Source organism: Gracilibacillus sp. JCM 18860 (assembly GCF_055395245.1).
The window spans coordinates 1,731,082-1,755,983 of sequence record NZ_AP043868.1 but is presented as its reverse complement, the minus strand read 5'-3'; the positions used below and the strand labels follow the sequence as shown (position 1 = coordinate 1,755,983).

Below are 24,902 nucleotides of genomic sequence, written 5' to 3'. Positions count from 1 at the left end.
TACACTCATTATTCTCATGGCGCAATTTCATCCGCTGGCAATATTGATCAACTGATTCAATAATTCCGTGCAGTATCAATTGATCATAAGGGTGAAAAACCTTTACATAGATGTTTGTTTACTGGTCTATAGCATCAAAATCGTTCTAGCAACCTCTTCTATTCGCTAAACATAAGGAAAACGTGAACTAACGTTCCCTTCCTCATTTTTGCAATGTCATAATTTGCCCTGTAGGGTTATGTATTCCTGGCATCATTTGTACCATCATATTGAGTAATGTTAAATTCGTTACTATTAGCACTAAAAGTAAGTGGAGGCATATTCAGATGAGGTTGCGACACTAACAATTGGTGTTTTAATCTCGCATCTTCTAAAATCTGAATTATATCAAATGTTAGCAAGTGTAAGAGCTTCTTTTTTTGATAAATGAAGCCCTCGCTCAAACTCTTTATCTCTATCTCTTTTATCTGCTACATTAAAAAATACTGTTTCAAATCGTTGAGGCACTGGACCTTTTATATGAGATATTAGATTTGCTATGGTTACTCTCTGGAGTTGGATGCCATAGTCTTCTTCTGATAATTGTTTAATTGCTTGATAAACCCCATTTTTTTCAGATATACATTTTTCCAACATACTATCAATAAGTAAGATAGAAATATCCAATGAGCAACCTACTTTTCTGTACTAGTTTGAAATACTATTATACCTATTTCTACGTCGTAAAATAAATTCCCTTCTTAGCTACCTGCTAGTTCGCTTAAAAACTTCAACAAAAAAGCATTAATTCTTACTCAATTAACTACCTCTTTAACAGAATATGGATGCCTTGGCATTCCCTTCAGATTTTTAAGTAAAGATGTTCGGCTATAAGAATGATGAGAAAATTGACATTTACGCGATATTAAAGAGAGTTTTATTTATACCGGAAAAACTTATCATAATCATCAATTTGATCCGGACTTATTCCAGTTTTATTAATCGCTTCTTGTTGAAATGAATTATTGCAACTTTTACATATATAGTATTTATTTTCTCCTTTTTTGATTTTATAATATTGTGAATCAGAATGATTAATCGTAAATTTATTTTTGCAAAAAAAACATATAGTATCCAACATATTTTTTTCACACTTCCTATCAGATTTTTATTGAAAAGTAACTATTTTTTAAACCTATGATTCAAAATATGAATTTTTCCTCTAATTTCCTGCCATTCTAAAATAATTTATTTTTAACTTCAACAAGTTACAAGCTTATCCGTGAACTGTATTTTTACTAAAAATATGACGGCTATGCCTGTAATGGAAGGAAAAGCTGTAATATAATAAAGCTACTTCATGCAACTGTTCAACAAAATGCCCCTTTGAAGTGCAACTCGTTTTAACACAAACGGACTATAACTTCAAAGGCATATTCAATGTATTTCATCTACCTCAAGCCATTTAGGAGTCTCAAACTTAAATGATAAGTAGTCTTTAAAGACTTTCTGACGGTAACCACATTCTGGATAACATTATGGTGAGTCGATTGCTTCCACTTACGATTTTCCCGAACTGGAACGGATCCCTTATCTGTGTTTTCGTGATATTACCATTCTAGTAAGGTCAAAAAATGACTGATGTGGTCGGAAACCTTCTTAGGATGGGTCAAAGTGATGATGTGATTAGCGCCAGGTATACTCACAAAGTTAATATTGGGAATTTCCTTATATAATTGTGCGATTTTAAAGAGATCTTCTGAGTCCTCCTCGCCTATGATAAAAAGTGTCTTCGTTTTAATATCTCCCAATCTTTCCATCGCTGAATTGAAGGAGACAGTTTCGAATGTTTTCCAATCAAAGGACTTTTGAATATTATGTATCATCATTTCGCGCAATAAATCGTATGCTTTTCCGATAGAAACGCTCCAGGAAGGCTCACTTAATGTTATATTAGTCATTTTCTCGACATCTGGTGCAGCTTTAGAAACTCGGCTCTCTAATTCCGCATGTTCGGAAGAAAATTTAAACCCCGACAGGCCTGGAGCGACCAATACCAGTTGAGAAACCCTTTTCGGATAGGTCAGAGTAAAATCAGTTGCAATTTGTCCGCCTAGGGAATGTCCAACGAGGGCACCTTTCTTAATTTTAAGATGGTCCAAAAGTTTTCTAAGATCCTCAACATAATCAATGGGTTCATTCGGAATGGGTGACCTTCCTGCACCCCGGACATCAAGAGTGATTACTTTGAACGACTTTGAAAGATGTGGTGTGATGAATTCCCAGTCACGTGAATCCATAGCTCCACTATGAAGGAGTATAACCGGCTTTCCGTTTCCTTTAATTTCGTAATGAAGATCCATCTATTTCAATCTCCTTTCCCTGAAAAAAGTAGGCACTGCTCATGACTATCTTCGTTTCATTTCTAAGATTCCTTTTCATATCCCCCAAACAGTTCATAAAACCATTTATTAAACTTGTTCGGTTAAAAAGGAAGTTTAATGTACCTTACAAATGATTTAATTGTTTAAGAAGGTCCTATTTCACGACTTTATTAATGTCCATCCGCTTTAATGTTCCAATGAGTGATTTTAGAACCTAAACATCCCCCTTATTTATTTCACACACTGTGATGAAACGATAATAACACAGTGTGTGAAATAAAAGCAAGAGGTGATTTAAATGCCGAAAATAGTTGATCATGATCACAAAAGAAAAATGATCGCTGAAACAGCTTGGTTCAAAACGGGTTCTTTTAATTTAATTATGGGTCTGCGGGTTGTTTTTGATCAAACCTTTATTCTAAAAAGCTACAGTAAATAAACTTAATCATTTTTACTCGACAATCATCCAATTTGTATCTTTTTCTAACGTGATTATATATTGCGAATACTGTGTGGCTTTTGTTGCTTCGTCAATATATTTAACAGTAACCCATACTTTTATTTGGTTCTCTATGGTCTGGAATACTGGATTGACTAGCCCTGAAAATAGATAATCCTTACCAATCGGTGGTAAAGCATTATTTTTCACATAATAATCAAGTTCCTGTTCTGTTGCAGTCGGATAAAATGTAAAGAACGTCTCCAAAAACTCTGTCACTTCTTGCACAGTATCGGAATCAACTGTACCATTACTTTCAGGTTGTTGTGGCTCATAGTCTGATTTATTCGGTAGCTACATAAGGTAGGGTTTTGTTTAATAACTAAGTTACCTATATTATCTTGATGTAGTATGATTCGATAGGTGGATCGGACCCTTTCGCTATTTTTATCTTCCGTAATTTTTTGATCTACCGAATAAACAACCGCATAGGTACTATCATTCTTTGGTGACACTGACCAGATATCAATACCACTCACACTGGAACTAGTAGGAATATCCACTCTAACAGTATCGGTATTTAATGCTTGTAATTCCTCTGTCAAATAGTGACTGATCTTTTCCACCCGTTGTTCAATGGAATCTTTTTCATTTTGCCATGTGTAGTAATCTTTCACAAAGTTTTTCGTAAAGCTCTCAATCGCATTGGTATCCATGATCTTGGTTTCAATGATTTCTCTTTCATGAACGGTATGTTGATCAATTGCTGTAAAGTTTTTATAGATCCCAAAGGCTAGGCTACCAATAAGTAATATCCATAAAAGAGTTACTGTTTTTTACGTGTACCGACAGTCCGTACTTTCATTTTTCTGGATTTTGCTTCGGTCGTTTGTTTTTCTTTTTCTTTTAAAAAATCTTCTCATCTGATTCAAACCTTTCTATTGTTTAATACGTCCAGCTCCAATTAAGTGCTTTTGCCAGTAGGTTGTAGTCTACAGATGGAGTTTAATAATAAGCATAGACTTATTGAATTTCATCATGTGGTATGCTACATTAGGAATGTCACTTATTAAAAGGCTTTAATAAGTTGAATGAGGTGTAATAATGATGAATGAGACCGAAAAATCATTAGATAAAGAAATCCTATCGAGCATCCGTCAAGTGATGTTCAAAAATGGAAGTGCAACTAAAGGCGAACTTAGAGATACATTAGATATTAGCTTCCCGACAATAAGTAAGTTCCTCTCGCGAATGGAGAAAAATGAGGAAGTGGTATCAGTTGGTTTAGATGAATCGAGTGGAGGAAGAAGGGCCAAACGATACCTGTATAATCACGACTGTATGTTAGGTTTGGCTATTATCTTAGAGCGTGACAAGGTGAATTATCTTATTTTTAATTGTGCGGGGGAAGTTAAAGAAGAAGGGAAAGGACCAAGTGTCTTAACAGATGATGGGCTTTCTTCATTAACAACTTTTATTGAAGAAATAATCACAACGCACTCTTCGAAAATTAAATCTTTAGCAATTGGTGTGCCGGGTTCGGTTAATAATGATCGAATATTTTATATACCAGACTATAAATCATTTCAAAATGTTGATCTAAAGGGCCACTTTGAGGATTATTTTTCATTGCCTGTTGTCATTGAAAATGATATGAATGCAGCTGTACTTGGGTTTTACTATCACAGAAGGATGAAGGATAATCGATCACTCGTCTATTTAAATGTTAGTCACAATGGTCAAGGTGCTGGATTTATGATAAATGGTGATGTCGTTCGTGGAAGCACATTTTTTGCCGGGGAGATTTCCTTTGTGCCTCAATATAGTGATCGAAATTTTGGACAAGCTTTTGAAAAAAAAGCCAGCTTCGGTAAGAAACTGATTTATGAAAATAAACAAATCGATGCTATCAGCAGGTTAGTCGCCTCCTTCGTAGCAATCATCAACCCTCATACAATTATTTTTTGTAGTGATGAAATGAATCAACGGCTGGTAAAAGAGATTAATAGGATTAGCTCAACCTATATCCCATCAGAGCATCTTCCCGAGATTGTGATGAGCAACTGGAGACAAGACTATTTATTTGGGTTACGGAAGTTAGGTCTAGATTTAATAATGAATCGACCAATATAGAATATTTTTTAAAAGATTCTAAGGAATTTATGTTACTACTTATTAAAGTAGTTTAAAAAGTGGTTAATAGCTTCAAGAATGAGGGAATCATTAATGAAAAAGCAAATGAGGAAGCTATGGGATGAAATCAGTGAGTTTTGATATATTTAGGAGTGATGATAAATGAACCTTGAAAAAGAAGTAGCAATACAACATAATCCGACAGGAACAGCTCGATTGGGATTAGCATTGCTCCTTGGATTGCTTGCCTTTTTAGGACCACTTAATATTGATATGTATTTGCCTAGTTTCCCTGGAATTGCTCAAGATTTAGATACAAGTGCTACACTTGTGCAATCAAGTTTAACGGCATGCCTACTAGGGCTGGCGATAGGACAGTTGCTAGTTGGCCCTATTAGTGATGCTGAAGGAAGACGGAAACCGTTAATTGTTGCTACGTTCCTGTTTGCTTTAGCGTCCATTCTATGTGCCCTTGCTCCTAATATTGTGGTATTGATTGCAGCACGATTTATACAAGGACTAACCGCCTCTGCAGGGGTTGTTCTTTCACGTGCAGTAGTACGAGATGTGTTCAACGGACGAGAACTTACGAAGTTTTTTTCATTACTAATGGTTATTAATGCGGTAGCTCCGATGATAGCACCAATAATGGGTGGTTTCATCTTGTCTTTTGAAGCGACCAGTTGGAAAAGTATTTTTTTCTTTTTAGGCTTCATTGGGCTGTTAATGGTCATGGTAGTTGCAACAAAACTAAAAGAAACATTACCAGCAAGTAGACGGATTCCAAGTTCGGTAGGAGCTTCATTAACAACGATGGGCAGCTTGCTCAAGGATCGTTCATTTATTGGCTATGCCTTAGTAGTTGGTTTTGTCCATGGCGGCAGTTTTGCCTATGTATCTGGTACACCTTTTGTCTATCAGGATATTTATGGAGTATCTCCTCAAGTATTTAGTGTGTTATTTGGTATCAATGGACTGGCAATTATAACAGGTAGCTTTCTTATAGGGCGTTTTAGTGGAATTATTCACGAACAAAAGTTGCTTCAGACCGCAGTTGTGGTTGCGTTAACTGCAACCTCGCTTTTGCTTGTGATGACAATCATAGAAGGACCATTAGTATCGCTCGTTATCTTAATTTTTATATACATGATTACGATGGGGATGATTACGACAAGTACCTTTACATTAGGGATGGCTAATCAAGCTCATCGTGCAGGAAGTGCAAGTGCAGTTTTAGGTATGCTTCCATTATTGCTTGGTTCCATATTTTCACCACTTGCGGGTATTAATGAGGCATCGTCGATTCCAATGGGGGCAATATTATTTACAACCTCCCTCATCGGTTTTATTATATTATTTACATGCGTTAAAAAGGTTGAGGTTGAGGCATGATGTACCTTTTGTTTTCGTACAATGCTAGTTATGAAGATTATTAGTTCTCATGAAAATGAACATATACAATTATTTGTCCCACTGATTTTATTTCAGTTGGGCTTTTTTTATGGGAAAAAGAATAAAGATATGCTCAATTGTGTCTAGCTCCAAGCATCCAAAAAATCGCTGTCATTCTTTTCAATTTCTGTACTTTCAATTCATTTGTGAATGACTATATCGTGATTATTAGGCTTGTTGCTCTAGCATCATTTCGATCCTTATCAAAATTATATTGAGGTAATAGTCGAGTGCAGAGTAAGATAACCTTAATAAATCGATATAGTAAGCGGGTGCTTAAGATAGCCTAAAATAATGAAATACAAGTTGCACAATGTTACACAGACACATTCAATTCTATTTTTAAACCGTTTAGAAAGTTTGTCTTTAGCTCAAATTCCATTGCAATAGGTAAATTTAACTTTCTTTCCATCTATAAATTGTGTAATCTATATTAATAGAGTAACCTATTTATTTCCACCAAAAATAGAGGTGATCATGATGCTAAAACAATATAAAAAATGGCAGCGAAATAAGAGAGTGAAGAAAATTAAAGAAGGTGATGGACATCGGATAAAGCCCTTTCGGTTCTGGCAATTGTTTACGAGGACAATCTTTCATATACATTTGAACGATCAAGAAGGTGTAAGGAGGAAGTATTCTGTCAGTGTAGAGTTTTTTGACGAAAAAGAGCAGGCAAAGCTTTATATCGATGATCGGCATACCGCTACATCTGATGTACCTGCATCTTTTCCGGTGCCAGATGGATACATTGAGCTCGACATGACCATGTATGGCTTGAAGCGTATGCATTATGTAAGTGGAGAAGCAGAACAAATGCTTGAACCAGATCGCAGAAGTGCTGAGGGCTTGAGGAAAAGGTTTCACTGGAGATTTCCAATGATTAGTAAATGGGTTGGTTGGATTGCTGTTTTTACTCTACTTGTGTCACTTGTACTTGGAATTCCGCAAATCATTGAGGTTATTACATATATGGACTTTATCAGAGAGCATGTCGGTACTTTTACCTCACCTATTCAACTGCCACAATCGCTGAACATAACCTTACTTATTCTCTCAGCTATTGCTGCCCTTGAACGTGCACTGACACTTAAAAATCATTGGCTGATAGATATGGAAACAAACAGCTTCGAGGATTTTTAGGAGAGTACGAAAAAGAAATGCATTTAGCTGTTGAGTCGAGTTTAGTAGTCTATAAAAAGAATTGGAGAGGAAAGCTAGGGGCTTTATCTTACGCATTATTTTATTGGTATTATCGTGTTAGGTATTATTGCTTCATGGATAGCGACATGGGCTTGGAACCAAACTTCAATGCGCTTAACCGTATCTATGGCTGGGATGATGATTGTTTTTGAGACATTATTTGGGCTCCTTTATTCTTTTGTCTATCACATGACCATTCCTACTATTTGGGAATGGATGAGTATCTTTTTTATTCTATTCGGTGTTACATTTGGCATTTGGAGAATTAATGGATTTAAAATTCGAAACAAAAGTCTATAGAATAATAAAAATAAAGCAACCTAAGCCTTATATTGCTACATGCTCTGGTTGCTATATTTTACCCAGCGTAAACTGGCAGTAAACTCCTCTGATTGAAGTTCACTTTATTGTAAGATGCTAGAGGGAAAAAAGGTTGCAACTCTCAGAAAACATGATATAATACGTAATCATTACGATTTATTCTGATGTATATAGTTATTTAATAAAGGGGAGTGAAGAAAGACGCACCTTACATAAATGGAAAGTTTTTTTATTCAGTAAATCGTAATAATTACGATAAAGGCGGGGAATATTTTGGTGAATTTATTAAAAACGAGCAAATCATTCATAATGGTACTTACTATTTTCGGGATTGTGTTTATTGTGGCCTGTCAACAAAATGAATCTTCATCTAAAGAGGCTGTCGCCAAGAATCAAGATGATATAGATCAAGAGCAACTATCCTTTACAGATAGCATGGAAAGAGAAGTAATCCTTGAAAAACGTCCAGAGAAGATAGTTGTACTATCACCAGAAATGCTTAAAATGATCTACGATTTAGGTGGCGAAGCGGTCGGAAGAATGTCAACTAGCGCAATTCCTATTCCTGAAGAAGCACAGGATTTACCTGAATTAGGGACGGTGAATCAAATTAATACAGAGCAATTAGTAGCCCTATCTCCAGATCTAGTCATAGGGTCACCAAATTTCCATGCAAATTTGGAAGGGATCATGGAGAGTAGCAACATTCCATTTGCGTTGCTGCAAATGCGTTCTTTTGATGATGTGAAAGAAGTGGCATTGCTGATCGGTGAAATATTGGATAAAGAAGACATAGCTAGTCAGAAAATAAAAGAAGCGGAAGAGGAGATATCCAATCTCCAAAATAAGTTACCACAAGATGACCACCCTTCCGTAGTTGTTCTAAATGTTACCGCGAAAAGTGTTTCTGTTCAAAGAGCTAATACGACTGCAATTGAAATCGGAGATTTACTCCATGTAGAGAATATAGGAAAAGATATGCAAGCAAATCCTGATTCTCAAACGTCTGCCCCATATAGTCTAGAAACTATTGTTGAAAAGCAACCGGACTATGTGCTATTAACGATTCATGGAAGTGTAGATGCAGGAAAGGAAAAAATCAAAGAAGATTTAGAAGCGAATCCAGCTTGGAACTCACTAAAAGCTGTTCAAGAGGGGAATGTTCATATTATCCCTTCCGAGAAATATCTATCAAATCCTGGTTTTGATTATGCAGACACTATGAAGCATATGGCAGAAATCGTCTATCCAGAAGTGTTTCATAATGAATGAGAAACATGCATTAAGAGATAGAGCAAGCTGGAAAGGTTTTATGGTTGCTAGTTTTGCAATCCTATTAGTAATTTCTATAGTTTTTAGTATTCGATTTGGCTCTGTGAAGATTCCTTTTTTAGAAATTTGGTCAACCTTTAGCGGAAATCTAGAAAGTGAATTTCAGAATATTATTTGGAATATTAGAATTCCACGAACCATTGTAGCTATATTGGCAGGAGCAAATTTAGCAGTGGCTGGTGTATTACTTCAAGGAATTATGAAGAATCCACTTGCCGATCCATCTATTATTGGTGTATCCAGTGGTGCGGGTTTAGCAGGAATGATTATCTTAATCCTCTATCCACACCTACCTCATTTACTAACACCTGTTGCGTTTATTGGTGCGACAATCGTAGCTTTTATTGTATATGCATTGGCATGGGAAAAAGGAATTGCCCCAACAAGAATTATCCTAGCAGGTGTAGCTGTTTCTGCATTTTTAGGATCCGGTATATCTGCTTTGATGGTTTTTTATAGTGATAGAGTACAAGGTACCATTGATTTTATGGTAGGTGGTTTAAGTGCGAGAAGCTGGCCAGAAGTGGAAGTGATCCTTCCTTACTCGATCTTAGGTATTCTTTTGGCCATCATTGGTATCAGAAGAATGAATTTGTTAATGCTTGGGGATCGAACAGCTAGGAGTCTTGGGGCAAGAGTTGAATGGATTAGGTTCACGATGACGGCTGTCGCAACATTATTGGCTGCAAGTGCTGTCAGTGTCGTTGGCTTATTAGGATTTGTTGGTTTAATAGTTCCTCACACAGCAAGGTTAATCGTGGGTAATGATTATCGTGTACTCCTACCAGCCTCGATTTTCTTAGGAGCAGCGATTCTACCAGCCTCTGACACTATAGCACGAATTATGTTTGCTCCAATTGAATTACCGGTAGGAGTGATTATGGGGGCATTAGGAGCGCCATTCTTTCTATATTTATTGAGGAGGAAAATGGTATGACTATATTAAGAACTGCTTCCATTTCTCATTTTTTTTCTGATAAACAAGTATTAAAGCAAATGGATTTGGAGCTGAGAGAGGGTCAAATTTATAGCATTATTGGCCCAAATGGATCTGGCAAAAGTACATTACTACATATACTTTCTCGTCAGCTAAAGCCAAGTCAAGGTAATGTATATTGGAAGGAAGCAGACCTTTACCGGCTTTCACCAAAAAAAGCAGCACAAGAACTCGCTCTGCTTGCACAAGTCAATGATTCTATGGATTTAACTGTTGAACAATTAATAGCATATGGTCGAACACCACATAAATCCATGTTTAAGAGGATAGATGAACAGGATCAAATATTAATCGAAGAAGCTATTTCTTTAACTAAGTTAGATTTACTAAGAAAGCGAAATCTTTCTCAACTATCGGGAGGAGAGAGACAGCGTGCGTGGATTGCTCTTAATTTGGCACAACAGCCAAAACTGTTATTTTTAGATGAACCAACCACTTACTTAGATATTTCACATCAATTGGAGGTATTGGAAGTAGTAGCACAATTAAAAAGGAATCAAAAGGTAACGATTGTGATGGTTTTACATGATTTGAACCATGCTGCAGCTTACTCCGATGAAGTGATTGTTGTAAAAAAGGGGTGTATCTATGGTCAAGGAGCACCCGAAAAGATTATGAATCAAAAGATGTTTAAAGAGGTTTTTGGAGTAGAAGCGGATATCTATAAGGATGGACATGATGAAACTTTACGAATTGTGATGAAACCTTTAAAAAATTGAAAGATTACCACTTATTTTTTTGATAGAAAGAGGGTTAAATGTGAATAATTATCCTTTTACAGCAATTGTCGGGCAAGATAACATGAAAAAAGCACTGATATTGAATGGAATAAACCCTAAGATTGGAGGGGTGTTAATCCAAGGAGAAAAAGGAACAGCGAAGTCTACTGCTGTTCGAGCATTAGCCGATGTATTAACGAATTCAAAGGTTGTCAATCTCCCCGTGAGTGCTACAGAAGATCGTGTAGTAGGGACACTAGATATGGAACATGTACTAAAAACAGGTGAAAAGAAGCTAGAGCCAGGAATCCTGGCCAAAGCTAATAGCAATATCCTTTATGTTGATGAAGTGAATCTATTAGAAGATCATCTAGTAGATATCCTTTTAGATACAGCTGCAATGGGGATCAATCGTATTGAAAGAGAAGGAATTTCCTATGAACATCCTTCTCGCTTTGTATTAGTAGGAACGATGAATCCCGAAGAGGGGACACTTCGCCCTCAGCTACTAGATCGTTTCGGTTTGTGTGTGGATGTCGAAAGCGAGAAACAAGTAGAAGAACGAATGGAAGTTGTTAGGCGTCGAATGGCGTTTGAACATGATCAAGTTCAGTTTGAGAAAGGGTATGAGCAGGAGCAGAGAATATTACGGCAACAGATACAAAGTGCCCAGCTGCTTCTATCCTCGGTAGAAGTAAATGATGATCTTATCAGTGTGGTAGCAGATTTATCTATTGAACTAGGGATCGAGAGTCACCGCGCAGATATAACGGTTATCAATACAGCACGAACGATAGCAGCCTGGAAACAACGTACAGAGGTGCAAGCACAAGACATTTATGAAGCAGCAGAACTAGCCTTACCACACCGGTTATTGCAAGATCCTTTACAAGCTACCTCTAGTGAGGAGCTTACCATGGTACTTAATAAAAAGATCGTAGAGAACAAATGGATCGTATAATTGGACAAATGAAGGCGAAGCGTGGAATTGCTGCAGCGCTTGTCCATCCATCATTAGATCGTGTCTGTATTGTCGGAAACATAGGAACAGGGAAAACGACTGTATTAGAAGCCATCCTTGATTATTTTTCAGATGAAAAAAAAGTGACAATCCCGGCAAATGTAACTGCTGAAAGGTTATTAGGAGAAAGAGAGATTACATTGCTTTCAAAAAACGAAATAGATTCCTTGTCCCAAAGTCTTCTCTATCAAGCAAAAATCGTTGTATCGGATCAATTTGCTCTGATGAGGAAGAGTAGTCAAACAATGCTTGTGCAATTGTTAAAGAACAAAGAGTTACAAGTTTATAAGAATTCTAGACTTTCTACTTATCCTCTTTTAGCAAAATGGTTTTATTGTCTTCATCAAGAGGAGCAAGATAGATCAAACTTAAAACATGCAAGGCTATGTGTGCGAATGTCTCCCGTTTTTGAACTATCTGATCGTAGCAGAATTAGCAAATTTTTGGGTGAAGGAACAGGGGAATATAGTAAGGGGGTTATACAAGAAGCAAAACACCGATTACCTCATGTTCGAGTTCCCGAAAGGATGCTACGTCTAGCAATCGAAATAGTAATACGTTCAGGATGTAAAAACCAAGAGGCAGATATCGATTTAGTGGAAACTGCCCGTGCATTAGCAGCTTTAGACTTCTGTGAAAGCATAGAGCAGAGACATATAGAAGAGGCTGCTGAATATGTCGTGTCCCATCGAATGGGGGAGCATCAAGAATCTCCAACCTCTGAAGATTCATCTTCAACCACTGATGAAGAGCGTTTTACAGCTGACCTGCAGGAAAGAAATAACCAAACTGCTGATGAAGAAACAAAAACAGTGGATAGTGATAAAGAAAGTCATGCTAGAACGGATAAGCATCCGTCAAAAGAGTCATTTCCTAATGAACAAGTAGACTCTGACGGGATGGATGAGGAAGTAGAGCGGATGATTGCATCACTTAACGTTCAGGCTGAGTTACTCTTTACGAAAAATAAAAGGAATCCGTACAATTTAAATGGTAAGCATCAAGAGTCCAGGTCTGTAGGAGGGAATGGTCGGACAATTCGAATAATCAGTAGGCAATCAGAATCACTTTCTCTTCATCATACCTTGGTAGCCGCAGCTCCGTTTATGAAAGTTCGTACTCCTAGACAGGGGATGAAATGGGCAATTGAAAAGGAAGACATGCGTTTTAAATGGAAGAGCAAACGTGAGGGTTTTACCATCCTTTTCTTAGTTGATGCTAGCCGTTCCATTGCAGTGAAACAGCGGATGAAAGTAGTAAAAGGTGCGATTATGGAGCTATTGCGTCAAGCGTACCAAAAAAGAGATCGAATTGGTCTCGTTACGTTTAGAAAAACGGAAGCAGTTGAAATATTACCTTTTACGAATAATTTTTCAGAAGCAAAGAAAAGACTTGAGGAAATTGCTACAGGTGGAAAAACACCGTTAGCAGCCGGGTTACAGCAGGCATTAAGGATATGTGTAAAGGAAAAACGGCTGAATAAGCAATCAGTACCTTACGTAGTTATTGTCACGGATGGAAACGCTAATGAAACAGTCCTTCCAGGTGGTACGGCAGCACAAGCGAGAAATGAGGCCTATCGTATAGCAAGAAGTATTGCTAATGAACATATTCCCGTGTCCGTCATTGATACACAGAGTGGAAGGAATAGATTTGGCTTAGCGGAAGAACTAGCAAATGCTTTGCATGGCGAATATATCTCACTAGATATCTTGACGGAAAAGAATATTACAGAAGTAGTTCAAAATAAACGGTAGGATTGATTTGTCTATTCCAATTTTAGAGAAGGGAGCGTATACGTATATATGCATATCATTTTTGCAACTTCTTCATCTGGAACACTTAATGAAGCTAGAAAAGCACATACGGGAGTACTAAAAACTTATCCGAATATAAAACTTTCTTTATTTTCAATGGAGGAATCGTTGCATGCAGAGCAGTGGAGCCGATTCGAACATGCATGTAGCTCAGCGAATGTATTCATTTATGATCCACATGGTGCTGACAATGAAGTGATGGAGCGAATGGTGGATATTTGTAAAGCATACGAATGTGATCAACTGTCATTGATGATTAATGGGGCAAAGTGGGAAGAATTCATCCGTTTTGGTCCACTAGATGGAAGCGACATACAGCTAGAACCTAGATCTGGACAATTAGCAATATCTGATAAGAATAACGATGATGTGGATCAACAAAAACTAAGGAAGCAAGCACTAGAAGATTATGAGCAGATTAAACGCTACTGGCATGCCTCTAGTATCCCAAATTGGCAAGAATTAATCTATTTTGTAGCAAATCTCTATGGAGAAGCAGGAGTTCCTTTAGCAAAAGCCCCAAGTTATCATGATAAAACAGGTATCATTGATCCCGAAACCAATATTTACTATGACAGTGTCGATTTATTCTTGCATGAGTGTGGAGAGGATCCATTTAAACCTAAAATAGTATTCTTTTATCTTGCTTCACAAGCTAGAATAAAGACAGTAGACATGATAAGAGAACTTAAAGAGCGCTTAAAACCTTTTGCCACCGTTATTCCGATCGGCTTTTCAAGTATTATGAAGCTGGATGTAGAAGAATTGGATCGTATATTCACGGAGATGACAGATAAAATAGAATTAATTGTTAATTTTATTGGTTTTCGTTTAGGAACAGGACCCAAAGGAGAAGGTAGAGCAGATGTCACAGAGTGGTTGGAGAAACTAAATGTTCCGATGATTCATCCCTTTTTCCTAACACGAACGACATTAACAGAATGGGAAGAAGCAAAGAGCCTCTCTCCTGTTGAAGCTATGGTGAACGTCGTGTTACCTGAGCTGGATGGAGCCATTGAAACTTATCCTATTGCAGCGATACAATCTATAGGTTTTGATGAAAAATATCAATTTGAGATAAAAGAACTTGCTTTAATAGAGGATCGTGTGAACTATTTTATTCATCGGATCGATCGGTGGCTACGCTTGCGTCGGACCGAAAATCGTTACAAGCGGCTTGCTTTGATAGGTTATAATTACCCACCTGGAGAAGGAAATTTGTTTAGTGGATCTTTTCTAGATACCTTTAGCTCTATTTCTGCCCTACTAAATAAATTAGCCGAAGAAGGTTATCAGGTTGAGCCAATGTCAAAAGAAGAGCTGGAGATACAATTCAGACGATATCAATTGTTTAATGAAACAAGTTGGGGTGTGGATGAGGATTTAGATGAACGATTGCGATATTCGGTCGATAAAGCAATCGTTCAGCTAAACAACTATCAGGAAGAGCAGGTCAACAGCTATTGGGGTCACTATCCAGGTGAAATAATGACGGATGGAACGGATTTCTTCATTCCTGGGTTTATCAACGGTAATGTTTTTATTGGATTACAGCCTAGTAGAACTGGCAGTGACCGAGATTCGTCCACGAATTACCATGATCAATCTATTCCTCCACATCATCAATATCAAGCGTTTTATACATGGCTGGAGAAAGAATTTCGGTCAGATGCGATTGTTCATATCGGAACCCATGGCACATTGGAATATTTACCTGGGAAAGAAAATGGAATGTCTTCAGCATGTTTTCCGGATCAGCTAGTTCAGTCACTTCCGCATTTCTATCTTTACTATATTGGTAATCCTTCCGAGGCCATGCTTGCTAAACGTCGTACACATGCCGTGGTAAGTAGCTATCAAGCACCGCCGTTTAGAGAGGGTGGGCTGCATGGAGTTTATCTAGAACTAGAACATTTATTACACGAATATCGAGAAGCAGAACAGCTTGATCCACTTCGATGTGGAAAAATTTTGGAAGAGATAGAAGCTATAGCAAATAAAAGTGGATTTTCCAATAAGCAATTCGAGGAGATTGAGCAAGAGTTACACCGCATGCAATATGCTCTAATCCCATATGGATTACATACAATTGGAGAAGGCTTGGGTCATGAGGATGCGATAGATCATACGGTATATACGATGCGAAAAGAACACAAAGGCATAATGAGTTTGAAAAACTTAGTTGTCCAGCTAAAGCCTGCTTTGGAAGATCGAGAGGGAGTTTTAGAAAAGGAAGCAGCAATTTTATTAGAAAAATATATAGAATCAAAGGAAATACCTTATGCCAAGGAAGATTCTCTTGTAAAAGCCGCTTCAAATACTTTAGCATATGGGGAACATATTTATCTGCAAGCAAGAGGAAATAAGGAGCTTCCTTCTATTATAAGAGCATTAAATGGTGGCTATCTTTCAGCCAAATTGGCAGGCGATGTATATCGAAATCCAGAATCGTTACCAACCGGATCTAACGTCTATCAATTTGATCCCCGTTCTGTACCTAGCTCTTCTGCCATTAATAGAGGCAAAGAGATAGCAGAAGCAACACTAGCACAATATTATGAAGCAAATGGACGAATTCCTCACACGGTGGCCTGCGTACTCTGGGGTGTTGAAACCTCCAGAACCCAAGGTGAGACCATTGGACAGATTCTCGCATATGTTGGAGCAAAAGCAGTAAAACGCTCTGATGCTACCAATATGACTTTTGAGCTCATACCACTTGCTGAGCTAGGGAGACCAAGAATAAATGTAGCAATTAGTATATCCGGCGTTTTTCGCGATTTATTTCCGAATGCTATAGAGGAATTGAACAACCTGTTTCAAAAAATTTCACTAGCAAATGAAGAGGAAGATAATAATTTCTTTAAATCCTTAACCTTAAAAATCAAAAAGGCATTGTTGAGGGAAGGATATACAGAAGATGATGCGTTTGATTTGGCAACTTCACGAATTTTCGGGCCTAGAGTGGGTGAGTATGGGACTGGAATTAATCATATGATCGAGGGTGGCAATTGGGCTAATGAAGAGGAATTAGGTGAGATGTACAAACACCACAGTCACTATGTCTATAGTAAAGTAAGAAGGGGGGAAAGCTTTCCTTCGTTATATGATGTGAATATGGAAGCAGCTGATGTTGTATCACAGTTACGTGCAAGTCATGAATACGAAATTACTGATTTAGATGATTATTACAATTTTTTTGGTGGATTGTCCAAATCTATTGAAAAAGTTAAAGGTAGGAAGGTTGATATTTATATAACAGATACAACTCAAATAACTCCTCACACAGAGAGTGTTAAGTATGCTATTAATCGTGGGGTTAGAACACGCTTAACTAACCCAAAATGGATAGAAGGATTGCTTAAGCACCCATATCATGGTGTACAACATATGGCTAAAAAGACAGAGAATTTACTAGGATTAGCCGCAACTACTAATCAAGTGGAGGATTGGGTTTTTTCTAATATTCATGACACTTACGTAAGAGATGAAACATTACAAGAGAGGATTCGTCAAGCAAATTCTCATGCCTATCGTCAGTTATTAGGAACTTTGGTTGAGGTGACAGAGCGCGGTTATTGGAAGCCTACCGAAGAACAATGGCAAAATCTAAAAGAAGCCTTTTTAGAAACAGAAGCCTCGATGGAATGAGCACGAGATTATTTTCATGCAGTAAATCGTAATCATTACTATTTACATTATTAAAAAGTTGTTATATAATGTTCAATGCGTAATCATTACGATTTAATAGAGGTTTTGATATAAAAGATAAAAAATATAGAAAGGAGTTAGTCAAAATGGCTAAAAAATCTAAAATTGCAAAAGCAAAAAAACGCCAAAAAATGGTGGAACAATATGCTGCCTTAAGAAAAGAGTTAAAAGCAAAGGGCGATTATGAAGCTCTTCGTAAGTTACCACGAGACTCATCACCAACTCGTTTAAAAAACCGTTGCGAGATTACTGGAAGACCACGTGGCTATATGAGAAAATTCAACATGTCACGCATTGCCTTTAGAGAGTATGCACATAAAGGACAAATTCCTGGCGTGAAAAAATCTAGTTGGTAATGGCACATGTAGAGAATGAAATAAGTAACAGGGACATCTCGAAGTGTTGTCCCTGTATTATTTTTGATATACAGAAACGTATATAGCAAGAGGAGGAAAGCCCATTGTCAACAGAACAAACGATTCCAGTAACCATTTTAACTGGTTTTTTAGGTGCAGGAAAAACAACATTGCTTAATCACTTATTAAAGGGCATGTCTGATCAAAAAATTGCGGTCATCATCAATGAATTTGGCGACACATCCATTGACAGTCACTTGGTAGTGTCAACGAAGGAAGAAATTATCGAAATTAACAGTGGTTGTATTTGCTGTAATGTACGAGGTGATTTAATAAACATCTTAAGTAATCTGATAAAGCAAGAAGAAAACATCGATCGCATTGTCATTGAGACAACAGGTATGGCTAATCCAGCTCCGATTATTCAAACCTTCCTAATGGATGAACAAACAGCAATGGCATTTGAAATAGATAGTGTGATTACGATGGTTGATGCCAAGCATATCTGGCAACATTTAAAGGAAGAAGAACCCGGGCAACAAATCGCTTTTGCAGATGTCCTGCTATTAAATAAAATGGATTTGATCACAGAAAATGAAAAGAAAGAACTGGAACAACAGCTGATTAACATGAATCCACATGCAAAACAGGTTTACACTACCTATGCAAATATAGACAGCCGAGATTTAATAGGGAAGAGATCCTTTGATTTAGATAATATATTAAACATAGATCCCAATCTATTAGTTGAAACACATCACCATCATCATAATGATCAAATCACTTCCTTTGTTTTTCGAGAAGATCGTCCGCTTGATCTAGATAAAGTGAATCATTGGTTTGCCTATTTAGTTCAATTTAAAGGTGAACATTTATATCGATATAAAGGTGTCCTCTATATAAAACAATTGGAGAAAAGAGTTGTTTTTCAAGGTGTACATATGCTGTTTGCAGGTACAGAGGGAGTTGCATGGGCGAACGACGAAAAACGACAAAGTGAGATAGTATTTATTGGCAAGGAACTCAACTATCGGGAGCTAGCAAAAGGCTTTCAATATTGTTTAGCTTAATTTTGTAATATAAATCGTAATCATTATTATTTATAAGGGTGGTAACTGTGAATAACATTCATGATGTCATTATTGTAGGTGCTGGTCCTTCCGGTATTGGTATCGCAGCTTTATTACAACAAATGGAATGTACATCTTATTTGATTTTAGAAAAAGAAGAGGTAGGAGCTTCTTTTCTCCAGTGGCCAAAAGAAATGCGGTTCATTACACCTTCCTTTCCAGCACAAGGGTTTGGTCAGACGGATTTAAATGCGATTGTTCCGAAAACCTCACCAGCTTACACGTTAGATATGGAGCATCCTACTGGTGAAGCGTATGCTGAATACCTTGATGTGGTTGCAGATCATTTCGCTTTACCTATTAGAGAAGGAGTCCAGGTAAATCATATCGATAAAAACGATGGTATTTTTTCGATAGATACGACACAGGGAATTTATCAAAGTCGCTTTGTTGTTTGGGCGGCTGGGCAATACCAATATCCTAATTTAAATCCTTTTTCTGGTGCCGAGCTTGGTGTGCATAATAGCTTAATTCCATCATGGCGAGAAATGGAAGGGGATGATTTCATTATAATCGGGGGCTATGAAAGTGGGATGGATGCGGCATTCCATTTAGGGTGTTTGGGTAAGAGAGCTACTTTAATAGCTAAAACGAATACTTGGGAAATAGATGATAGTGATCCTAGTGTTGCTCTATCACCTTACACATATAGTCGTATTCGTCATTTGTTAGTCTCTGATTTGTTTACAGTGGTTGGCAACACATCTGTCACAGGTATAAAGTCAGTGGCTTCGGGTTATGACATCTATACAAATAAAGGAAAAGTTTTCTCAACAGCGGTGAAGCCGATATTAGCTACTGGTTTCTCAGGGAGTACAACCAAGATAGAAAATCTTGTGACACGGGGAGAACATGGGGAAGTACTTGTCAATGATAAAGATGAATCTGTAGTGACTACTGGCTTATTTCTAGCAGGACCGGAACTTCGGCACGATGATCATATTTTTTGCTATATTTACAAGTTCCGCCAGCGCTTTGCTGTAATAGCGGAAATGATTGGCCAACATTTAGGCTTAGACTTATCTATATTAGAGGAGTATAAACGAGAGAACTTTTATCTTGATGATCTTTCGATGTGTGGGGAGAGGTGTCAATGCTAGAGTGCGTGCAGTCTTCGTCTTCTCGTCCAATAGATGTGTTGCTAGTAGGTTGTGAATCTGTTGGGAAATCGGGATTGTTTCGTCATTTGACTGGCGAAAAAAGAGCGCTGACAAGTAATGTAAAAGGTTCTACAATAGCTGCGTTAACTGCACCATGTAAATTAAATAGCAAATTGAGATTAACAGACTTGCCAGGACTTCAATTCGATATGGATAGTAAAAGTACACAGCTTACTTTAGATCGTATAGAACAAGAACAAATCCTGCTATTAGTTGTGAAAGCAACAGAACTGAAAGAGGAATTAACCCTACTACAGAAGGAATTGAATTTGAAAGGTAAAAAAGTAGCTATCGTCGCAACACATCAGGATAAGTACTTACCTTCTAATGCTGAACAAAATAGAGTGCACGAACTGTTACAAGTACCAGTTGTCTGGATTAATGCCAGAAGGATGAATCAAGCAGAACAGGAAAAAGTAATCACATGTATCGAACATGCCAAGACTTGGGCTGTTACAGCGAGTATTCTTCATTTTCTGCCTTCATCACCTAATCCTGTTAATAAACTGATTCCAATTCTTCGCTTGAGGGTAATAGGTCCAATATTAGCTTGCCTTATGATTCTAGCAATGTTTGCCTTGCCAGTTTATGTAGCCTATTTATTTGTCAGCTGGTTAGAGCCGATTACAGAACAGTATCTACTTACACCGATAACTGCATGGTTGGAGCAGATACCTGCCTTTTTAGCGAAAATATTGGTCGGTGATTATGGATTAATTACCCTAGGCTGGTACTCCTTCCTCTGGGCGTTTCCTGTTGTCTTCTTGATCAGCATAACCACGACTATCACAGAAGAGACTGGTATACAAGAACACTTAACGAATGCTTTAGATCCATGGCTCCGTAAAATCGGATTAACAGGAAGAGATTTGCTTCCTGTCATCACTGGGTTCGGTTGTAATGTTGTCGCAGTCATGCAAAGTAGAAGCTGTAGTAGCTGTACCCGAATATCTTGTGTTTCCTTGCTTGCTTTTGGTTCAGCCTGCAGTTATCAAATAGGAGCTACCTTATCTATTTTTAATGCAGCACATGCTCCGGTTTTATTTATTCCTTATTTGTTCTTTCTATTTATTGTAGGAGCTATTCATACAAGGATTTTGAACAAAAATGCTACGAATGAGCTAACTCGTATCACTCCCTTGCCTTATCTACAAGGAATCAATTGGAGTGCATTTCGGTGGAAGGTTTCTGGTGTTATTAAACAATTTTTATTCCAAGCTATGCCGATTTTCTTGTTGATATGTTTGCTTGCCTCTGTACTGGAAATAGTAGGGATATTATCGATTTTGAGATGGCTTGCAATGCCATTATTATATCTATTTTCAATACCGACAGATGCAGCACCTGGATTGATTTTTTCTTTTATTAGAAAGGATGGCTTACTTGTCTTAAATGAGGGGCAGGGCAGTTTATTAATGGAGATGTCGATCAGTCAAATATTTATACTCGTTTACTTGGCATCAACACTATCAGCTTGCCTTGTTACATTATTTACTATCGGTAAAGAATTAAGCTGGAAGCATACTATATCAATTGCGTGGAAGCAAATGCTGACAAGTGTTGTTAGTGCAGCTTTTCTTGCTGCAGGACTATATTTCTTATCATAAAAAAAGGAGGAGTAGCAGATGAAAAAGATTCCTGTTACTGTACTAAGTGGATATTTAGGTGCTGGTAAAACAACGTTATTAAATCATGTCTTACATAATCGAGAAGGATTGAAGGTGGCAGTGATTGTCAATGACATGAGTGAAGTCAATATTGATAGTGAGCTTGTTCAATCGCAAGGTGGCTTTTCCCGTACAGAAGAGAAATTAGTAGAAATGTCTAATGGTTGTATTTGCTGTACATTACGAGAAGATTTATTGGTAGAAGTGGAGCGACTCGTGAAAAAAGGGGACGTTGATTATATTTTGATTGAATCATCAGGAATTAGTGAGCCTGTCCCGGTTGCACAAACCTTCTCTTATATTGATAAAGAAATGGGGATTGATTTAACGAAATATTGTCGCTTGGATACGATGGTTACCGTTGTCGATGCTAATCGTTTCTGGCATGATTTTGGTTCAGGAGACAGCTTGCTGGAGAGACAACAAGCAGTAGGTGAGGAAGATACGCGTAATATTGCCGATTTGTTACTTGACCAAATTGAATTTTGTAATGTTCTTGTTTTGAATAAGACAGATTTAGTTAAAGATGTAGATTTACAGAAGCTAGAGAAAGTCATTCGAAAGTTACAGCCTGAAGCGAAAATTATCCGTACAGTTCATAGTAGGGTAGATCCAAAAGAAATAGTAAATACACGTTTGTTTGACTTTGAAAGAGCTAGTGAATCGGCAGGCTGGTTGAAGGAACTTAATGCAGGAGTAGAAAATCATACCCCTGAAACAGAGGAGTACGGCATTGGTTCATTCGTCTATACATCCAGACTTCCTTTTCACACGGAACGATTAGTGAGCTGGTATCAAGATCTACCGAAAGAAATTGTTCGGGTAAAAGGTGTGATGTGGTGTGCGACTCATAATGATTTAGCTTTATTGCTATCACAAGCTGGTCCATCAGTGTCGGTTGAACCGTTAGCCTATTGGGTAGCTTCCTTATCAAAAGGTCAACAAAAGGAAATTTTAAGGAATAATCCTGAAGTCAAAGATTTATGGGATCCTCAATATGGAGATCGTCATACAAAGCTTGTATTTATCGGAATGGACTTAGATGTTAAGGAGATAACTAGTGAGCTAGATCATTGTCTATTAACAGAGTCAGAGATGTCGGAAGACTGGTCACGATTTAGAAACCCATACAATTGGCGAATTTCGTAATCAGGGGTGAGAACAGGTGATTTTATCAGGAAGAACGATTAAACAATTAATATATGAGGAACAAGTGGGTATTACTCCTTTTGAGGACTTAAACATACAACCAGCGTCTATTGATCTATGTTTAGGAAAGCATTTTTTAGTAGTGGATGATATGTCTACTCCTTTTTTATCCGTCAACGAACCGGCAAATTATCATGAAATGCAAGTAACAGATGGAGAAGTTATCACGATTCCACCTAAAACCTTTCTATTAGGAACAACGTTAGAGCAAATTCGCTTGCCTAACAATTTAACGGCCTTTGTTGAAGGGAGAAGTTCTATCGGAAGACTTGGTGTTTTTATTCAAAACGCAGGATGGATCGATCCGGGCTTCTCTGGCCAGATCACCTTAGAGTTATTTAATGCAAATCGTGTCTCTGTTCAATTAAAAGTCGGGATGCGGGTCTGTCAATTGGTTATAGCGCATGTTGATCAAGCTACAGAAGGATATAGCGGGAAGTATTTATTTCAAGAAGGGGCCACAGCTAGTCGGGTATATTTGGATTAAGGCGAAGAAGGCGGAGCAATACATGTTTTACAGGTAGATCTCTTGGATAGGAGAAATTTCGAAAAATATGTTGGTACTTTTGCCTGGAAGTCTCAATAAATATCGCAGGTGATAGGAAAACAGCTGAACCCATTACACTAAACGATTAGGAGGTAAAGAGATTGAAAAATAAAATACCAGTTACCGTGCTAAGTGGTTATTTGGGGGCAGGAAAAACCACTTTATTAAATCATTTGTTACACAATAGAGAGGATCTTAAAATAGCTGTAATAGTGAATGATATGAGTGAAGTGAACATAGATGCTGATATGGTGAAACAAGGTGGGTTCAGACGTGCTGAAGAGAAATTGGTCGAACTACAGAACGGATGCATTTGCTGTACATTAAGAGAAGATTTAATAAAAGAGGTAGAAAAGCTTTCTAGGCTGAATATCGATTATATTGTGATTGAGTCGACAGGGATATCAGAGCCAATTCCTGTTGCTCAAAGCTTTTCCTATGAGGATAAGGAGCTTGGAATCAACCTTGGCCAGCTATGTCGATTGGATACAATGGTGACGGTGGTCGATGCAAGTCGTTTTTGGGAGGATTATGGATCAGGAGAAAGCTTACTTGATCGTAATCAAGGAGCAAATGAGGAAGATGCTAGAGAAGTAATTGATCTATTAATTGATCAAATAGAATTCGCAAACGTTATCCTTTTAAATAAAGTGGATTTAGTAAAAAAATTGGATAAAGAAGCATTAATAGCAGTTCTGAAGCAATTAAACCCTGAAGCTCATATTATCGACACAACTTTTGGCAGAATTCCGCTGGATTCTGTCCTGAATACGGGATTGTTTGAATTTGAAAAAGCAAGCCAAGGAGCGGGATGGATCAAAGAACTAAATGAGGAACACGTACCTGAAAGTGAGGAGTACGGCATCTACTCCTTTGTTTACCGGAGGGACAGACCGTTCCACCCTGAACGGTGGATGAGCTGGTTAGAAAATTGGCCGACAGGTATTGTACGAGCCAAAGGATTCTTTTGGTTAGCTTCAAGAAATAAGATATCTGGTTTATTATCACAGGCTGGTACCTCCCTCTCTATTCAGGGTGTAGGAAAGTGGGTTGCCACTTATCCTGAAAAAGAACAAATGGAAGTTTTGAATAAGGAACCTGAGTTAGTGAAGCGCTGGGACGTGGAATATGGGGATCGTATGACGGAGTTAGTGTTTATCGGTATGAATATGGATGAAGAGGAGATCATTAAGGGATTGGATCAATGCTTGCTAACAGATGAAGAAATGAAACAGGATTGGGATAAATTTAATGATCCATTGCCAGCATTTACTGAGAGTGGGCATTAAAATTGTAGAAGTAAAAAATTGTAGAAGTAAAAAACG

Annotated in this window: 20 protein-coding genes and 1 pseudogene; 18 read left to right on the top strand and 3 right to left on the bottom strand. The window is 37.6% G+C overall.

All coding sequences use genetic code 11. The annotated features are described in order from the left end of the window. Nucleotides 1-387: 387 nt before the first annotated feature. Together ACZ5R4_RS08960 and ACZ5R4_RS08955 are read right to left on the bottom strand one after the other, a co-directional pair. Nucleotides 388-666, bottom strand: coding sequence for a DUF1572 family protein (locus ACZ5R4_RS08960; protein WP_109985794.1), 279 nt, complete (start codon nucleotides 664-666; stop codon nucleotides 388-390). 923 nt (nucleotides 667-1,589) lie between these two features. Next, entirely contained in the window at nucleotides 1,590-2,342 is a 753-nt protein-coding gene (locus ACZ5R4_RS08955) for an alpha/beta fold hydrolase (RefSeq protein WP_054860893.1), read from the bottom strand. Nucleotides 2,343-2,661: 319 nt separating this feature from the next. On the opposite strand from ACZ5R4_RS08955, the gene ACZ5R4_RS08950 reads away from it, so the two are divergent. Beyond that, nucleotides 2,662-2,802, top strand: a complete 141-nt coding sequence (locus tag ACZ5R4_RS08950) for a hypothetical protein (RefSeq protein WP_181397695.1) — start codon at nucleotides 2,662-2,664, stop codon at nucleotides 2,800-2,802. A gap of 12 nt (nucleotides 2,803-2,814) precedes the next feature. Here the strand turns inward: ACZ5R4_RS08950 and ACZ5R4_RS08945 are convergent. Beyond that, a pseudogene (locus ACZ5R4_RS08945) lies at nucleotides 2,815-3,667 on the bottom strand (conjugal transfer protein). Between the two features lie 242 nt (nucleotides 3,668-3,909). Here ACZ5R4_RS08945 and ACZ5R4_RS08940 point away from each other — a divergent pair. From ACZ5R4_RS08940 to ACZ5R4_RS08860, 17 genes are all read left to right on the top strand, one after another. Continuing rightward, nucleotides 3,910-4,935, top strand: coding sequence for an ROK family transcriptional regulator (locus ACZ5R4_RS08940; RefSeq protein WP_109985795.1), 1,026 nt, complete (start codon nucleotides 3,910-3,912; stop codon nucleotides 4,933-4,935). Nucleotides 4,936-5,121: 186 nt separating this feature from the next. Beyond that, on the top strand, nucleotides 5,122-6,327 hold the full coding sequence (locus tag ACZ5R4_RS08935) for a Bcr/CflA family efflux MFS transporter (RefSeq protein ID WP_109985863.1): 1,206 nt from the start codon (nucleotides 5,122-5,124) through the stop codon (nucleotides 6,325-6,327). Between the two features lie 540 nt (nucleotides 6,328-6,867). Then, entirely contained in the window at nucleotides 6,868-7,530 is a 663-nt protein-coding gene (locus ACZ5R4_RS08930) for a G protein-coupled receptor family protein (protein ID WP_054860894.1), read from the top strand. A gap of 168 nt (nucleotides 7,531-7,698) precedes the next feature. Continuing rightward, nucleotides 7,699-7,890: a hypothetical protein gene (locus tag ACZ5R4_RS08925; RefSeq protein ID WP_464368373.1), complete on the top strand. Its 192-nt coding sequence runs from the start codon at nucleotides 7,699-7,701 to the stop codon at nucleotides 7,888-7,890. A 297-nt stretch (nucleotides 7,891-8,187) separates the two neighbouring features. Then, nucleotides 8,188-9,183, top strand: coding sequence for an ABC transporter substrate-binding protein (locus ACZ5R4_RS08920; protein WP_464368477.1), 996 nt, complete (start codon nucleotides 8,188-8,190; stop codon nucleotides 9,181-9,183). Beyond that, nucleotides 9,176-10,180 carry a FecCD family ABC transporter permease gene (locus ACZ5R4_RS08915; protein ID WP_464368372.1) on the top strand — a complete coding sequence of 335 codons (1,005 nt, stop codon included), beginning with the start codon at nucleotides 9,176-9,178 and terminating at the stop codon, nucleotides 10,178-10,180. The genes ACZ5R4_RS08920 and ACZ5R4_RS08915 overlap by 8 nt, the downstream gene beginning before the upstream one ends. Then, the gene (locus ACZ5R4_RS08910; protein ID WP_464368371.1) at nucleotides 10,177-10,959 is read left to right on the top strand and encodes an ABC transporter ATP-binding protein; all 783 of its coding nucleotides are present in this window, start codon (nucleotides 10,177-10,179) and stop codon (nucleotides 10,957-10,959) included. The genes ACZ5R4_RS08915 and ACZ5R4_RS08910 overlap by 4 nt, the downstream gene beginning before the upstream one ends. Before the next feature lie 40 nt (nucleotides 10,960-10,999). Next, the gene (locus ACZ5R4_RS08905) at nucleotides 11,000-11,920 is read left to right on the top strand and encodes an ATP-binding protein (RefSeq protein WP_464368370.1); all 921 of its coding nucleotides are present in this window, start codon (nucleotides 11,000-11,002) and stop codon (nucleotides 11,918-11,920) included. After that, complete coding sequence (locus ACZ5R4_RS08900; protein ID WP_464368369.1) at nucleotides 11,908-13,737, top strand: VWA domain-containing protein; 1,830 nt, start codon at nucleotides 11,908-11,910, stop codon at nucleotides 13,735-13,737. Before ACZ5R4_RS08905 ends, ACZ5R4_RS08900 begins: the two co-directional genes overlap by 13 nt. Before the next feature lie 48 nt (nucleotides 13,738-13,785). Then, nucleotides 13,786-17,448: a cobaltochelatase subunit CobN gene (locus tag ACZ5R4_RS08895; RefSeq protein WP_464368368.1), complete on the top strand. Its 3,663-nt coding sequence runs from the start codon at nucleotides 13,786-13,788 to the stop codon at nucleotides 17,446-17,448. Nucleotides 17,449-17,594: 146 nt separating this feature from the next. Then, entirely contained in the window at nucleotides 17,595-17,864 is a 270-nt protein-coding gene (gene rpsN / locus ACZ5R4_RS08890; RefSeq protein WP_054860904.1) for a 30S ribosomal protein S14, read from the top strand. A gap of 104 nt (nucleotides 17,865-17,968) precedes the next feature. Then, the gene (locus tag ACZ5R4_RS08885; protein WP_054860905.1) at nucleotides 17,969-18,934 is read left to right on the top strand and encodes a CobW family GTP-binding protein; all 966 of its coding nucleotides are present in this window, start codon (nucleotides 17,969-17,971) and stop codon (nucleotides 18,932-18,934) included. A gap of 47 nt (nucleotides 18,935-18,981) precedes the next feature. Continuing rightward, nucleotides 18,982-20,094: an NAD(P)/FAD-dependent oxidoreductase gene (locus ACZ5R4_RS08880; RefSeq protein ID WP_277679015.1), complete on the top strand. Its 1,113-nt coding sequence runs from the start codon at nucleotides 18,982-18,984 to the stop codon at nucleotides 20,092-20,094. Beyond that, on the top strand, nucleotides 20,088-21,761 hold the full coding sequence (locus ACZ5R4_RS08875; protein WP_464368367.1) for a FeoB small GTPase domain-containing protein: 1,674 nt from the start codon (nucleotides 20,088-20,090) through the stop codon (nucleotides 21,759-21,761). Before ACZ5R4_RS08880 ends, ACZ5R4_RS08875 begins: the two co-directional genes overlap by 7 nt. Before the next feature lie 18 nt (nucleotides 21,762-21,779). Then, on the top strand, nucleotides 21,780-22,970 hold the full coding sequence (locus ACZ5R4_RS08870; protein ID WP_109985806.1) for a GTP-binding protein: 1,191 nt from the start codon (nucleotides 21,780-21,782) through the stop codon (nucleotides 22,968-22,970). Between the two features lie 16 nt (nucleotides 22,971-22,986). Further along, complete coding sequence (gene dcd / locus ACZ5R4_RS08865; RefSeq protein WP_109985807.1) at nucleotides 22,987-23,517, top strand: dCTP deaminase; 531 nt, start codon at nucleotides 22,987-22,989, stop codon at nucleotides 23,515-23,517. A 161-nt stretch (nucleotides 23,518-23,678) separates the two neighbouring features. Then, nucleotides 23,679-24,866 carry a GTP-binding protein gene (locus ACZ5R4_RS08860; RefSeq protein ID WP_054860908.1) on the top strand — a complete coding sequence of 396 codons (1,188 nt, stop codon included), beginning with the start codon at nucleotides 23,679-23,681 and terminating at the stop codon, nucleotides 24,864-24,866. The last annotated feature ends 36 nt before the right edge of the window (nucleotides 24,867-24,902 follow it).

Excerpts from the sequence above, each read along its gene's own strand:
- ACZ5R4_RS08955 (WP_054860893.1), bottom strand. The coding sequence starts at position 2,342 with ATGGATCTTCATTACGAAATTAAAGGAAACGGAAAGCCGGTTATACTC.
- ACZ5R4_RS08895 (WP_464368368.1), top strand. The coding sequence starts at position 13,786 with ATGCATATCATTTTTGCAACTTCTTCATCTGGAACACTTAATGAAGCT.
- ACZ5R4_RS08925 (WP_464368373.1), top strand. The coding sequence starts at position 7,699 with ATGCGCTTAACCGTATCTATGGCTGGGATGATGATTGTTTTTGAGACA.
- ACZ5R4_RS08940 (WP_109985795.1), top strand. The coding sequence starts at position 3,910 with ATGAATGAGACCGAAAAATCATTAGATAAAGAAATCCTATCGAGCATC.
- ACZ5R4_RS08870 (WP_109985806.1), top strand. The coding sequence starts at position 21,780 with ATGAAAAAGATTCCTGTTACTGTACTAAGTGGATATTTAGGTGCTGGT.
- ACZ5R4_RS08875 (WP_464368367.1), top strand. The coding sequence starts at position 20,088 with ATGCTAGAGTGCGTGCAGTCTTCGTCTTCTCGTCCAATAGATGTGTTG.
- ACZ5R4_RS08950 (WP_181397695.1), top strand. The coding sequence starts at position 2,662 with ATGCCGAAAATAGTTGATCATGATCACAAAAGAAAAATGATCGCTGAA.
- ACZ5R4_RS08900 (WP_464368369.1), top strand. The coding sequence starts at position 11,908 with ATGGATCGTATAATTGGACAAATGAAGGCGAAGCGTGGAATTGCTGCA.
- ACZ5R4_RS08910 (WP_464368371.1), top strand. The coding sequence starts at position 10,177 with ATGACTATATTAAGAACTGCTTCCATTTCTCATTTTTTTTCTGATAAA.
- ACZ5R4_RS08930 (WP_054860894.1), top strand. The coding sequence starts at position 6,868 with ATGCTAAAACAATATAAAAAATGGCAGCGAAATAAGAGAGTGAAGAAA.
- ACZ5R4_RS08915 (WP_464368372.1), top strand. The coding sequence starts at position 9,176 with ATGAATGAGAAACATGCATTAAGAGATAGAGCAAGCTGGAAAGGTTTT.
- rpsN (WP_054860904.1), top strand. The coding sequence starts at position 17,595 with ATGGCTAAAAAATCTAAAATTGCAAAAGCAAAAAAACGCCAAAAAATG.